This is a genomic window from Hydrogenophaga sp. Root209, assembly GCF_001428625.1.
In the GTDB taxonomy this organism is placed as follows: Bacteria; Pseudomonadota; Gammaproteobacteria; order Burkholderiales; family Burkholderiaceae_C; genus Hydrogenophaga.
Window position 1 is genome coordinate 213,874 of the sequence record NZ_LMIE01000033.1, and the last position, 12,713, is coordinate 226,586.

Genomic DNA, 12,713 nt, shown 5'->3' on the forward strand with positions numbered 1-12,713 from the left:
AGTTACCCCTATTCCATCCCACACCATGAACCCGAACTTTGAAAAACTGGCCACCGCGTTTGCGACCAAAGCTGGCCTGGATCCCAAGCACATCATCGAAGCCGGCGCGTTTGACGCCTCAGGCACCTTGTGTTCACTCTTGCACGACGCGGCCATTGATCGAGATCGGTTTTTCGTTTATGCCGATATGGGCCCCCCTCCCGCCAAAAATGCGGAAGTAGCGTTCATAAATCTTCTGAAACAGAATTACGACGCCTTCGCTGTCGCCTATTCCCGTTTCAGCATTTCACCCGCCAATGGCCACGCAATCTTCACCATTTCCCTGGATGCCAATACCACCACCCTTGATCAACTTGTGGAAGAGATCAAAGGCGCAGTAGGTTTGAGCCAGGAATGGCAAAAAAGCTACTTCAGCGGTGTCCAGATCGGTGCCAAAGTTTAAAAGGATGCATCATGGAATTCGATGTATTGTTTCATGCATCCACAAAACCTTCACCGAGCATAGGGGTTGCCAAAACCCAGAAACGGTACAAGGTTGCCGATGTGCATTTCCATCCCACGAATTACGCTCAGCAAGGCACAGATCCTCTGCTTTTGCTGAGCGCCATGGATGACCTGAAAATCATGTATACCACTTTGTCGCCCATTCCGACCAATGTGTTGGCTTGCGGGTGCGGCGGTAACAAAGATTACAGCCCCGCCACCGGCCATCCTACCCCACAAGCCAACTATTACATCTCCAACGAAGTGGTTCGGTTCGATAAATGGGAAGTCGATCGCAAAACTTATGAAGAAGAGATCGCAAAGGATGCTCCTTTGGCTTACAACCAAGGTGTCGACTCGGACACCGCCACACGCTACAAACAATTGAGTGAAGAGCAGAAAAAGCGCTTTGACCCAATGATCACAGGCTTGGTGTTGGGGGATCTGCGCTGCTCGGAAGACCTGTTGCGCAAACTCTCGAACAATCCCGGTGTGTTTACCGGGGTGGGCGAGATCACGGTTCACAAGGAGTGGGTCGAAAGAAAAGTGCCCATTCAGCACCAGGCCAACCTGACCGACCGATCCGAGGGCCTCAAAGGCCTCATGAAAACCTGCGGTGTGATCGGCATGCCGGTGGTCTTGCACTGCGATGTCGATGTCATGCCATTCGACAGGCGTGAGGGTGCTCCTCCTGCTTACTTCGAACCCATCAAGGCCTTTCTGGCCGACCCGGACTGCGTCAACACCAAGATCATCTGGGCGCACGCTGGGGGACTGGGCAAATATTCCGGCATCAGCGATGGCCATTTGGAGCGGCTAAAGAAAATCCTGGATTCGAAAGCCCACAGCCATGTGTATTTCGATATTTCCTGGGATACCGTTGCCAAGCAACTTCTGCGCAGATCGCAGGGAGATGTTGTTGACGACGATGCCAAAGTCAAGGCCTTCTGCAATTTGCTTTCAGATTATCCAACGCGTTTCCTCTTCGGTTCGGATTCCTTGTCTCCGAACACTCACGCGCATTGGGGCGCAACCGCCGATCTTTACGCAAAGGTTTTCATCACCATCGACAAAAGCGTGAGCAAAGCACTTCGTTACGACAATTACCAGCGCCTGCTCGTGAATGCCCGCCCTGTGGTTCGAGCGTATGAAAAATATTGCTTGCCCTACGCCATGATTCTGGCAGACATGCGGCAAGACAATGAGATTCCCCTCAGCGTGAAAGAGGCCATCAAACAAGCAGTTCAGGATGGTATCGATGTCGGACTGGCGCTGCGGCTGAACGAATTGGAGAAAAAACCAATCCCACCGGAAATTGCCAACCTTCAGAAGAAATTGGTGAAACCTGATGAATTGCGTTTGATTGCCACCAGCATCATAGACAAGAGCAAACCGCCACTATGGGAAACCAATGTGACGTTCAAAACCAATTATTTAAGCAAAGCCAAACTTTAAATAACGACACCAGAGCGCCGCGCAGGCTGCTTTGTCAGACACCGCGCACGGCGCTCGCGGCTTCTTTCCCCATCCTCATTTCAACGATTGATCATCATGGACCCCAAATTTTTTGCTCAACTCTGCGCCGAAGCCAGCAAAACACTCGCTCTGAAAGACAGCACCGCCCTTGGTCTGGGCCAGCCCATCACCATCCACGGCGTGGACATCGAACTGATGATGAAGACCTCGTTCCCCGCCGGTGTTCAGCTCATCCTGGAAGTGGGCGCACCCGAGCCCAAAGCGCGCCAGGCCGTTTACGAAGCCCTGCTGGCTCAGCAAATGCTGTGGATGGGCGATCTCAATGGCCTTTTTTGCTACGACGCCAGCCACGACCGCGTCCTGTTCAGCGTAGGCATGCCCACCGACGCCAACACCAAAGGCGAACAACTGGCCAAGTCCATCCAGGGCTTCGCCGATCTGGTGCTGAGCTGGCGCAGCGGCCTGCTCAAAGGCCTGCTGGATCCGGACTGGTTCCTCCAGGACGCCATGCTCGACAAAGCAACCCACGCCTGAGGAGAACCCCCATGGAGATTTCAGATCACGACGACGAGCACGGATCGGACCACGAAGGGCGTCAAGCGCAAGACGAGGACTTGCTGGCATTCAGCAAAATTTTTGGCGGCCTCCCGGAGGGAGAGCACTTGCAGATGCCGCCCCTGCCGTCTTTGCCTCCCCTGCCCACCGCCACCTTGGCCCAGAGCAGCCCGCCGCTGAGCAAACGCGCGCGGTTCGATTTGTCGAGCTCACTCGGCCATTCCGCACCCGGCTCACCCAAATCCACGTCGCCCGGCCCCATGTCGCCCCGCATCGACATCATGATGGTGCCCACACCGCGCGATTCACAGGGCATGGTCAACGAGGGTGCGGCCTGGGTCACCAAGTTGCTGAAGCAGATGGAGGCCATGTCCGCGCTGTCGGCAAGTGCCCAGGCCGAGTTGATGACGCGGGTGCCCGACATGGTCATCGTCAACGAACAGGCGAAGCAGGATACCCTGGCCCGTGAAAAGGACCTGCGCAACCGGCGCATTCGCACCAGCACCTACGCCGCCATGGTGATGTACTGGCTGACCTTTGGCCTGGGCAAGGTGGCGGGCAATGCCTATGGTGCTGCCATGGTGGCCTGTGGTCTGCCTGCGGCCGCTCTTTACGCCCCGCTGTTCACCATGCTGGGCGTTCCGTTCACGCAGGTGATCTTTGGTGAGCCTTATGGCGGAGCCTGGCGCAGCGCGGGTGTGAGCTACGGCTCACCCGATCAGGCGGCCTACATCAACTACCAGACCGCGCACGCCCTCTACATCCGCGCCTGGCTGGAGGGCAATGCCGCCGACGAGGAGAAGTACCGCAAGATCATGAACGCCATCGTGGACGGGCTGATCAAGCGGGAGGGCGGCAAGCATGCTGATGGCAGTTCGTGCATTCCCCGGCGACTGCGCTCGAACGCCAAGGTACCCGAGCGCCACGACGATGGCACGGTGAAGGTTGGACAGATCGACCCCTCGCGCGCGGTGGTGGGCGCGGCGCGCACGCGCTCCTTCATCACCGACGAAATCCCGGTGCACACCTTCACGGTGCTCAACGGCATGTCGGGTGCGGCCAACCTGTTCTGGAAACTCGGCATGGGCAGCGCTCTGGCACGGGTATCCGACATGGTGACCCACACCGTGCTCGGCTCCATCGCCATGATCTCGATGTTCGAATGGCAGAACGTGTGGCGCGCGAAGTACCAGGGTGTGGATCTTTCCGATGGCGGGCACCCAGCGGTGCTGCAGGCCAAGAAGGAAACAGCCCGCATGACCGTGGAGCTGTGGCGCAAGCGGTGTACCGATGCGTTCGACCTGATCTACAAAATCGAAGACATGCTCAAACGTGTCGAAGAGTACCGGGCCACGCACCACGAAACCGATGTGCACTGGAACGACATGCTGAGCTACGAGGCCACCTTGTTCGCCACCCATGGGCAGCTGCGCCAATCGCTCAAAACCATATTGGCCGCGGCCAAGCGGAGCCGAAAGGAGCTCAACAACCTGGAAACACGCAACGCCAGAGCCAACCAGGCGGCCAAGCGGATCATGTCTTCAATGGTGGGCGAAAGCGCGGCTCCCGAGCCCTGGCTGGACGGTGCACCCTTGCAGATACGCAGCGTCGCGCGGGTGCTGGGTTACATGACGGTGCTGGCCACGACCACCAGCCAGGCGATTTTGCTGGGCATGTCGCTGATGGAGTACGACCAGCACCGCACCGACGCCATGGCACAGGCGGCCATGCACAACACCACGCTGGTCGGCGAACCGCTCAACATCATCGGCCTGACCCCGGACCAGATGGCCATCGCCACCTTCACCGCGAGCACCGTGGCCGCTAACGCCATCGTCGGCTGGACAGCCAAGACCTTGTACGGTCTGTCGGCGTGGGAATACGGCATTCATGGGGTGGCCGGCATCGCCACACGGGCCATCAAGGGCGTGCGCAAATGTTTGGGCATGGCGCCAGACACCACACTGCCTGCAATGGATGACGAGGAAAACCCGCAGGGCGCCATGGAGCCGGCCGACATGCCGGCGTACAGCAGCGAAGACGAGGGCTCAGGCGATGAGATGAAGCTGCCGAGGCTGCCTCAAGTCAGGATCAGCGGCAGTTCCAACACCTCCGGTTCATCGAGTTCCAGCAGCGATCACCACTGAACGGTGGCCCAAAACGAAAACCCCCGGTGGCCGAAGCCAACGGGGGTTGATGTTTTGGTGGGCGGTGCAGGGTTCGAACCTGCGACCCCTGCCGTGTGAATGACGGGAAACGGGACTTTGCGGGACCATCTGGGACCCCGTTTGTCTATGAAGCTTGTCTCCCGAAATCCCAAGGTGTTGAATAGTGTTTGGCCCACTTTTGGCCCACTACTTCCTCACCCCAAGGACCAAATCATGGCAAGAATCGATACGGTCGACTCACGTAGCAAGCTCAAGCCACGAGCAGAACCCTACTGGATCAAGCTCTCGTCGGGCTGCATGCTCGGGTTCCGCAAGATGACTTCAACTTCAACAGGCACCTGGGTTGCCCGATACCGTTCTGCAGACACGGGAAAACGAGACAAACGCAGCTTGGGGGAGTTCGATGACAAGATCCCCTCTCAACGTTTTGACGAGGCAAAGAAGGCGGCAGAGACTTGGTTTTCGCATCTTGGCAAAGGCGGGTCCTCTGAAGCGGTGACGGTAAGCATGGCTTGCAAACGGTACGTCAAGCACGTCCGCGCCATTCGGGGGAACGAACCCGCTGACGATCTCGAAATGCGGTTCAGAAGATGGGTCTACGACGATCCAGTGCTCGCAGATATTGATCTTTCGAAACTGACCAAAACGCGCATAGAAAATTGGCGCAAAGCGATGGCGCTCACGCCAGTCAAAGTGAATCGAGACAGTCGCGAAATACCGGTTACCCGGCCACGGGCGGCATCCAGTGTGAACCGGGATATTGCGGCCCTGCGCGCAGCCCTGAACTATGCCCATGACGCAGGCGATGTCACCACGGACATGGCTTGGCGGGTCGCGCTACGCCCTACCAAAAATGCTGATGGACGCCGTGACGTTTACATCGATCTTGAACAGCGCCGCAAGCTGATCGAGAAGGCGCACAGTGACCTTGCCATCTTTCTAACTGGGTTGTCCTCCGTACCTCTGCGCCCTGGCGCTCTGGCGTCCTTGAAAGCTGCCAACTTCGAGTCCCGGTTGTCGGTGCTGACGATCGGCAAAGACAAAGCCGGACAGGATCGCAAGATCAAGTTGCCTACCGCCACGGCGGCCATGTTTGCAAAGCTTTGCGAGCACAAGCCACCAAATGTTTGCATCTTTCGCCGAGAGGATGGCCAAGCTTGGAACAAAGACGCCTGGAAGAAGCCGATCAAGGCAGCCTTGGCCGCGGCGGAGCTGCGCGATGGAGTCACTGCATACACCCTGCGCCACAGCGTCATTACTGATCTGGTCACGGGTGGCCTTGATCTGCTCACGGTAGCCCAATTGAGTGGGACCAGTGTCGCAATGATTGAGCGCCACTATGGACACCTCAGGGCTGACCACGCTGCTGCTGCACTGGCCAAACTGACCGTCTGATCCAAACCTTGGACATCATCGGGAGAAAGGCCGATGGCCGAAAAGGCGATGCTCATAGCTGGTTGGCTATGGATCAAGATCTTTCAGATTTGCACCAACGCTGTATCAGTGGCCCAATGATTACCGGACTGGGAGACAGCACGATTCGAAGGTAAATCCAGCGCTTGAAACGCGCGCCATGTCCCTACATTGAGAGCATTGCTGCTACCGGGAACGCGCCGTGCAAAACCTACACACCAACTCGCCTTCAAACGGACAAAACCAGCCTCCAACCGTGTTCTTGCGAATGCACTCAGTCATGAAGATCACGGGTCTTGGCCGTTCGACGATCTACCGACTGGTCGCTTGCCAGAAATTCCCGAGTCCTGTGCGCCTGACTTCACGTGCTGTGGCCTGGCGAAGCACAGACATTGACGCTTGGAGCGAAAACCGTCCCGTTGTCGCTCACTGAGTGCCGTTGTTTCGGGAGCGGCGAAATGGGACTGTTACACCAGCCGAATGTCACGCAGTGGAGTCACGGCGATCTGGTCATCCACGATGCAGATGCTAAGCGCGCGGACATGCTCATGATCGTGATTGGCCGAGATGCCTCCGGTTTCTACCGCACCCGCTATGCCTTCCCCTGGGCACAACCTCGACCATGGCGCCGGAAGGTCTGGCGCAACACCGTTGAATGTTTGCACGACCCTGAGCTTTTCGGCATCTGTGTCACTCGCCTCTTCCAGCGCAAGTTAGAGCCACTTCAGAACGGCCCCCAGCAGGATCAGAATGAGCGCAACGCGGCCCCATCGCCAGATGGTGAACCAGTAGCGGTGGTTGACCCAGATAGCGCGATGCAGTCGAACACCTGACATTCCAAGCGCCACCGCAATCGCAACAGGGCCAACGATGCCCAAGGGCACGAGTGCCGTGTGGATCAGCAGAATGCCGACCATTGGCCAAATGACGGCATCAAAAGCGGCAAGCCACTTCCTTCCCCTCCAACGAGGGGCATCTTGCCGGGGTTCGCGAGCTACAAGCAGCCACATAAAGTGCCTCCAATTGCTGTCCTTCCAATGGTGCCACGTCACTTCAAATGATTCGATTCCCATGGCAACCATGTGTAATTCTTGTTCGATGCTGAACAGCAATCACGCGTACGCGCATGTCGAACTTGAACCGCTAGGGTCAGGCAATTCATTGACATTCCTCAACATCAAGGGCTCTATGATTCATTCGAGCTTATGAATTGAAAGCGGGCACAAAAGGACGGCTTTGGAAGCCAGCCTCCATATACCGCTTGTAACCATTGAAGCTCGTTCGCAACGCCAAAACCATCGACATTTTTCTCGTTTGCACTACTAAATTGAGGGAGGGAGGCTGACCACACAGTCAGCCAGCACATCGGGAGATGTCTATGCTGGATCGCGATCAATTAGAAACCTTTGCGGTGGTGATTGAGCAGCAAAGCTTTGAGCGAGCAGCAGCTGTTTTGAGCATCACAAGGGGCGCCGTCTCCCAACGCATCAAAGCACTGGAAGAATCTTTGTCTACCGTCCTGGTACTTCGAGATCGACCTGTCTCCCCTACCCCTGCGGGCGAGGTACTGCTCCGTCACGTCAAGGCGCTGCGCATCCTCGAAGGCTCGGCCTTGCAGCAACTGGTCCCAAGGCCCAAACTTCACGCTCCTGTTCCGCTGTCAATCGCGGTCAATGCAGATTCGCTGGCGACCTGGTTTCCAGAAGTCTTGAAGGAGCTTTTTTTGAGTCAGCTCGTTGCCCTAGAAGTGGTTGCGGATGATCAAGACCACACCTCGCAGCTGCTGTCACGAGGTGAAGTCATCGGTTGTATTTCGACAAACTCCAAGGCCGCTGACGGTTTCATTGCTGAATGCCTTGGCGCGATGGAATACCGCTGCTACGCGACACCTGAATTCGCCAGCAAGTCGTGTCCCGACGGCTTGACTGTTCCTGCTGTTCTTGCCGCACCAGCCGTGCTGTTCAATCGAAAAGACTCTCTGCACGACGACTTCCTGAAAGACCGGTTTGGTTTTCCGATAGACAGGTACGCCAAGCACTACTTGCCGTCGCCAGTTGCCTTATTGGAGGGTATTGCCATGGGTGCCGGATATGGGCTAATACCGAGCACGCAAGCCGTGCCATTCGTGGAGAGTGGGAAGCTCATCGACTTGTGCCCCGGCGACGGCGTCATGGTGGACTTGTACTGGCATCACTGGGAACTCGAACCGCCTCTGGCTCACGACATCACAGCGCTGATCGTCAAGGTTGCTCACCGCATCCTCGTACCACGCGACGCGGCGGAACAACAGGTGGAAGCGCCAGCGCCTGCGGTCTCATTGGTACGTCTTCGAAACACTATTTCTGCGATGGCCAGCAACAAGGCCAAAGCCGACTGCAACACCGGCTGAAGCGGCCACTCCAGCCAACAGGGAAACAGCATCTGCCTGCGACCCCGGCCCCAGCATCCCTGTCCAGTTGGCCAAGTAGACACCCACTGATACCCCTAAGCCTGCAAGCATGGCAGCTCTGGCGTGATGGGGTGGCAGCGAGATGTTCGCCAATAGCGCAACAAAGCAAACGCCGATACTGGCGAGGTAAATGATGTTGACCGACACCATGGTCTCCACAATGCCCTGGTCTCGCGATGCCAGGATGGCACCGATCAATAGAGAAAAGCCAGGAGCCACCCAGCGATGACTGCCCCACCTCACCGGCAGTGTCGCACTCGTTGCAGAAGCCATCGCCCGCAAAACGGCAGCGCCAGATCCGAGTGCCGCGATAGACAGCGCCACCAGCATGCCGGCCCCCATGCCATTTGCAAGTGACCCTGCGGCCTTGGAAAGGGCCCACGGTATGACCTGCTTGCTGTCTGGCAGTTCGGCAAGTGCCCCCGTGGCCTGCATGGCCACCACGACGGTGGCGGGTAGAAAGCCGATCACAAAAAGCACAACGCCAGCGACGATGCAGCCTACAACAGCGCTTCTGGCACTTCGACCGGACATCACGAACTGATGGTAATCGGCGCCTGTGATGACCAGCAGGCAAACAGCCAGTGACACAGTGCCCAAATGTGTCGGACTGAACGTGTGCAGGTCTTCGAGAAACGTCGGCACGGCGCGCAAGTACAGCCCGACTCCGCCAGCCACTAAGAGGGCATAGATCAGAACCAGCCCGCTTGCAAGCAGACAGGCGGCGAAGACGCTTGAAGCAACGCGAACGTTCAGGCGTGAGGCGGAGAAGATCAGACCCAAGACCAGGAGCAGTCCGTACGGATCGGAGACTTCCAGCAATCGCGCCACAGCCACGCCACCATGAATCTGGGCAGCAAGCACGCCCGCCATCCAGACCAAAGACAGCATAGCTACCAACCCGCGAAGCTGTGATCCGTAGGCTCGCCCAAACAGATCCCACACCGAAAGGCCAGATGTCCACAGTGGCCTAGCCACCACCGCCAAGATCAGCATGCCAAATCCGGTGGCAACGCCATAGATGCTGCCAGCGATCCCGTGCGTCAGTGCCAGTTCGCCTGATCCGAACAGGAAGCCAATACCGTAGCTGGCCGACACCAACAGCGCAGCAAGCTGGACGCTGCTCAATACTCTGTCGATCACGTCACTGCCTCGCTCTGCCAGGCAGACGTGACCGCTGTCGGCATCGTGAAATAGGAACGGCAAACGTGGGATCGCTCGTTGAACGATGGCAGACCGAGCAATAGATCGTGAGCTTCTGGAAGCCGGTAGTAAGGAACAGCAGGCAGCAGGTGGTGGGTGAGGTGGTAGCCGTTGTTGCGCGGATGAAAGATCCAGCGCCACGGGCCATGACAAACCACGTCCCGGGTGAATCCAAACACTCCGCCTGGATGCAAGCCAAAGTGATCGCACATCTCCCGAAAGGTGGTGATGCAATGAAACAGAGTTGCACGTGCGATCAACCACAGCGACAGGAAGCCAAACGCAAATTCCACCCCGAGCAAGCCTGCTATGGCACCGATGAAACAGAGCCACCAGCCCACGATGTAGAGCTTGCTCTGCAGACCAACCTTGCCAGCAAACAAGTGACCGCCCAAAGAGCCCATCCATGTTGACCAACAAACCAGACATCTCAGGTAGCTGGTCATCCAATGCGACGGCAAGCCATCTTGCCCGGGAAGCAAGTCCGGATCGCCGTCCACTCGCCCCAGCTCAAGGTGATGCTGGAAATGCGTCTCGCGGTACCGGGTGAGACTCGAAAACAGAAATGGGGCCACCAGCGTTCGCGCGATCAAGTCGTTCCGCTTCTTGTCGCGCCAAAGGTTTCGATGCCCCGCATCGTGGAGGATGTTGCCTAGAGCGCGCTGCCGGTTCGAAATCACCAGCACGGACAAGGGTGCCCATCCGACATGGAGCCACACGGCGGCAGCGACTGCGCTGAAGATGAGTGCCCAGTCGAATGCGATGTCCAACAATGCATGCACAGGCTGCAACTTGAACAGCTCGCTGTACGGAAGGCCTCTCAACTTCAACTGGTTGCGAAGCTCGGCCATGTCCGCAAGGACTTCGGAAGTCGGTGCCATTTGGACACTCCTTCTCACTGCGCCTTGCCGTGCGGAGCCCGGCGGCAAGAACTGTGGACTGCGGGTGTGTGTTCCGGGCTGCGTCAGACGGTAGCAGGTGATACCAAAAATGCTGCAGAGTTTAGGAACTTTGGCGCTCGGTCAATTCCGCTAAACCAGCCCGATCACCGTCAAAGGTGAGCACATGTGCACAAACTGAACGCCCTCTGGCGGCACATAATCAACGCCGCGATTCGCATTCGGTGCGCCAGTTCTGGAGGACTCCTGATGAGCGGTGAAAAGGATCAAGGTCGACTGCAGCAGATGATGGCCCCCGAGCTGCGACCAGAGACGTTCGTGTATTGCACCTTCCCCGACTTTCGGATTCCGGCGGGCATCCACCCCATCTGCACGTTCAGGGAAGTAGAAGGCATGACCGCCATCGTGGAACGGTCACAGGCCTTGAGAGCAGAAGTGCCTCACATCTTCGAAGCCCGTCTCATCACGCTTACCGTGCACTCGTCTCTGGAGGCTATTGGATTTTTGGCCATGGTCTCCGCCAACCTGGCCAGAGCCGGCATTCCATGCAACGCAGTTGCAGCCTTTCATCACGATCATCTCTTCATCCCAGTGGACCGCGCCAGAGAGGCACTCAGCTTGCTGGAAGCACTCAGCCAACGCGACGCCCAAGCAGCCATCTGATCTGCCTTGCCCGCGCTTCGCTCGCTGTTTAGCTCTGCTGCACAGCGTGCAGATTTGGCCACCCCAGCCTGATTTCCTTTGACAGTACGCGCCGCGCTTGTCTACCCTTCCCTTCCCTCAGTCGTCTGAGGGTAAAGCGTGGATCGCGCGATGACAGCACACCGCGCGGCCTTTAGGTCAACCCGATCCGAGGGAGCGACGATGAACGGCTTTGAGCTACCCACGGCAACAACGCCACCGCATTCGACCCTAGAGCGGCCAGTGGCCAAGCGCCGTCTCGATCCGATCGATAAACCGGCGCGACCGCTGGGGACGAAACGAGCGGCGCTACAGAGGCAACGCGTAACAACTTCGACCCTACCTGCTCGCCAAAGAAGGTGTGGCACGGAGCCGGGGATATCGTTGCTGGCCTCCCACGATGACAAGGTCACGTTCTTGCTGCGATCGACCACTTTTGGTCTGCTGATGGAGCGAACTCAACGACAGATTCATGGTGTGTGTCTGGTGCAGGCTATGGTGTTTCCCGATGCGGAGAGTTTCGACCGCTGGTGTGGATGCGAGCCACTGCGCTTTGAAGACGGCCTGTTGTTCAACAAATTGGTTCGCGAAGGCCATGCGGCACTTGCTCACATCCGCTGACTCCGGTGATTCGATCTCTCCACATCGGGTGGTCGTCGAACACACCCGCTTGCTGGAAATCCTTTCCAGGATTGCAGATTTGGGTCCGACAGGCGAAGTGATTTCTCTGTTCCGAGAGGCCGTGAGTTGCCTTGGTGCTGAGTCCGGGGTTTTTCTGAGCTGCCTTCGAGATGACGCGTCCCGAACATCCCTGCACACGCTTTGGGCGTGCGACCCTGAGTGGACTGCAGCCTACGCAGGCCAACGCTGGTTTGAGAATGACCCGTGGTTGAGATACGCATCGCATGAAGCCGAGCCCACTCGTTCCAGCGACCTAATTACCGTATCGAAGGAGGAGGAAGCGTTTTCCCTTGCTGCAGCGGCGCATGGTTTCGCATCCGCGCTGGTTGCACCGGCCCCGAGTCAAGTCGGACTGTCGCGGGTTGGAGTCCTCTGCCTGGGCTCCAGAAACACGGCCTGCTTCGAGGGCGAAAGCTTTTCACAAGCGCGTGTCCTGGCGCGTGCCCTTGCGATGGAACTGCATCATTGGGTCGTGAAAGTCATGCGTCAGGAGTTGCTTGCCGGATCGGGCCTCAATGAAGCAGACCTGGAACTGCTACGGTACGAAGCGGCCGGCCACAGCAGCAAGGCCATTGGAGCCGCACTGCACCTGGAGGCCAAGACCATCGACTGCCGCTTCCAGAGGGTCAACGCCAAGCTGGACGCGCCGGACAGACGCACTGCCGCCAGGATTGCCCGTCTGTACGGGCTTTTGTAGGTAACCAA

The 12,713-nt window shown here is 57.8% G+C and carries 13 protein-coding genes; 11 read left to right on the forward strand and 2 right to left on the reverse strand.

Annotated features, from left to right (window positions below; genetic code table 11):
• Positions 1-25: 25 nt before the first annotated feature.
• The 8 genes from ASE11_RS23895 (at position 26) to ASE11_RS23925 (ending at position 8,484) form a co-directional block, all read left to right on the forward strand.
• A complete protein-coding gene (locus ASE11_RS23895; protein ID WP_056277904.1) occupies positions 26-442 on the forward strand; it encodes a CesT family type III secretion system chaperone in 417 nt (138 codons plus the stop codon).
• 11 nt (positions 443-453) lie between these two features.
• Entirely contained in the window at positions 454-1,938 is a 1,485-nt protein-coding gene (locus tag ASE11_RS23900) for a hypothetical protein (protein WP_156406474.1), read from the forward strand.
• Positions 1,939-2,034: 96 nt separating this feature from the next.
• Positions 2,035-2,493 carry a hypothetical protein gene (locus ASE11_RS23905; RefSeq protein ID WP_156406475.1) on the forward strand — a complete coding sequence of 153 codons (459 nt, stop codon included), beginning with the start codon at positions 2,035-2,037 and terminating at the stop codon, positions 2,491-2,493.
• Positions 2,494-2,504: 11 nt separating this feature from the next.
• Entirely contained in the window at positions 2,505-4,661 is a 2,157-nt protein-coding gene (locus tag ASE11_RS23910; protein WP_056277911.1) for a hypothetical protein, read from the forward strand.
• Positions 4,662-4,895: 234 nt separating this feature from the next.
• Positions 4,896-6,077 carry a tyrosine-type recombinase/integrase gene (locus ASE11_RS23915; protein ID WP_162258086.1) on the forward strand — a complete coding sequence of 394 codons (1,182 nt, stop codon included), beginning with the start codon at positions 4,896-4,898 and terminating at the stop codon, positions 6,075-6,077.
• 286 nt (positions 6,078-6,363) lie between these two features.
• Entirely contained in the window at positions 6,364-6,528 is a 165-nt protein-coding gene (locus tag ASE11_RS25610; RefSeq protein ID WP_082585995.1) for an AlpA family phage regulatory protein, read from the forward strand.
• A gap of 25 nt (positions 6,529-6,553) precedes the next feature.
• Positions 6,554-6,928 carry a hypothetical protein gene (locus ASE11_RS26055; protein WP_156406476.1) on the forward strand — a complete coding sequence of 125 codons (375 nt, stop codon included), beginning with the start codon at positions 6,554-6,556 and terminating at the stop codon, positions 6,926-6,928.
• 545 nt (positions 6,929-7,473) lie between these two features.
• On the forward strand, positions 7,474-8,484 hold the full coding sequence (locus ASE11_RS23925) for an HTH-type transcriptional regulator ArgP (protein WP_082586004.1): 1,011 nt from the start codon (positions 7,474-7,476) through the stop codon (positions 8,482-8,484).
• On the opposite strand, the gene ASE11_RS23930 is transcribed toward ASE11_RS23925, so the two are convergent.
• Both ASE11_RS23930 and ASE11_RS23935 read right to left on the reverse strand, forming a co-directional pair.
• The gene (locus ASE11_RS23930; protein ID WP_235501445.1) at positions 8,410-9,687 is read right to left on the reverse strand and encodes a hypothetical protein; all 1,278 of its coding nucleotides are present in this window, start codon (positions 9,685-9,687) and stop codon (positions 8,410-8,412) included. The genes ASE11_RS23925 and ASE11_RS23930 overlap by 75 nt on opposite strands.
• The gene (locus ASE11_RS23935; RefSeq protein WP_056277922.1) at positions 9,684-10,628 is read right to left on the reverse strand and encodes a fatty acid desaturase family protein; all 945 of its coding nucleotides are present in this window, start codon (positions 10,626-10,628) and stop codon (positions 9,684-9,686) included. Before ASE11_RS23935 ends, ASE11_RS23930 begins: the two co-directional genes overlap by 4 nt.
• A gap of 267 nt (positions 10,629-10,895) precedes the next feature.
• Here ASE11_RS23935 and ASE11_RS23940 point away from each other — a divergent pair, with 267 nt between their 5' ends.
• From ASE11_RS23940 to ASE11_RS25615, 3 genes are all read left to right on the forward strand, one after another.
• Positions 10,896-11,309: an ACT domain-containing protein gene (locus tag ASE11_RS23940; RefSeq protein WP_056277923.1), complete on the forward strand. Its 414-nt coding sequence runs from the start codon at positions 10,896-10,898 to the stop codon at positions 11,307-11,309.
• A gap of 402 nt (positions 11,310-11,711) precedes the next feature.
• Entirely contained in the window at positions 11,712-11,948 is a 237-nt protein-coding gene (locus ASE11_RS26190) for a hypothetical protein (protein ID WP_056277926.1), read from the forward strand.
• 49 nt (positions 11,949-11,997) lie between these two features.
• On the forward strand, positions 11,998-12,705 hold the full coding sequence (locus ASE11_RS25615; RefSeq protein ID WP_162258087.1) for a helix-turn-helix transcriptional regulator: 708 nt from the start codon (positions 11,998-12,000) through the stop codon (positions 12,703-12,705).
• The last annotated feature ends 8 nt before the right edge of the window (positions 12,706-12,713 follow it).

What these genes read in the sequence shown, in the direction of transcription:
- ASE11_RS23935 (WP_056277922.1), bottom strand. Translation starts at nt 10,628, where the DNA reads ATGGCACCGACTTCCGAAGTCCTTGCGGACATGGCCGAGCTTCGCAAC.
- ASE11_RS23910 (WP_056277911.1), top strand. Translation starts at nt 2,505, where the DNA reads ATGGAGATTTCAGATCACGACGACGAGCACGGATCGGACCACGAAGGG.
- ASE11_RS23900 (WP_156406474.1), top strand. Translation starts at nt 454, where the DNA reads ATGGAATTCGATGTATTGTTTCATGCATCCACAAAACCTTCACCGAGC.
- ASE11_RS25610 (WP_082585995.1), top strand. Translation starts at nt 6,364, where the DNA reads ATGCACTCAGTCATGAAGATCACGGGTCTTGGCCGTTCGACGATCTAC.
- ASE11_RS23905 (WP_156406475.1), top strand. Translation starts at nt 2,035, where the DNA reads ATGGACCCCAAATTTTTTGCTCAACTCTGCGCCGAAGCCAGCAAAACA.
- ASE11_RS23925 (WP_082586004.1), top strand. Translation starts at nt 7,474, where the DNA reads ATGCTGGATCGCGATCAATTAGAAACCTTTGCGGTGGTGATTGAGCAG.
- ASE11_RS23915 (WP_162258086.1), top strand. Translation starts at nt 4,896, where the DNA reads ATGGCAAGAATCGATACGGTCGACTCACGTAGCAAGCTCAAGCCACGA.
- ASE11_RS26055 (WP_156406476.1), top strand. Translation starts at nt 6,554, where the DNA reads ATGGGACTGTTACACCAGCCGAATGTCACGCAGTGGAGTCACGGCGAT.
- ASE11_RS23895 (WP_056277904.1), top strand. Translation starts at nt 26, where the DNA reads ATGAACCCGAACTTTGAAAAACTGGCCACCGCGTTTGCGACCAAAGCT.
- ASE11_RS23940 (WP_056277923.1), top strand. Translation starts at nt 10,896, where the DNA reads ATGAGCGGTGAAAAGGATCAAGGTCGACTGCAGCAGATGATGGCCCCC.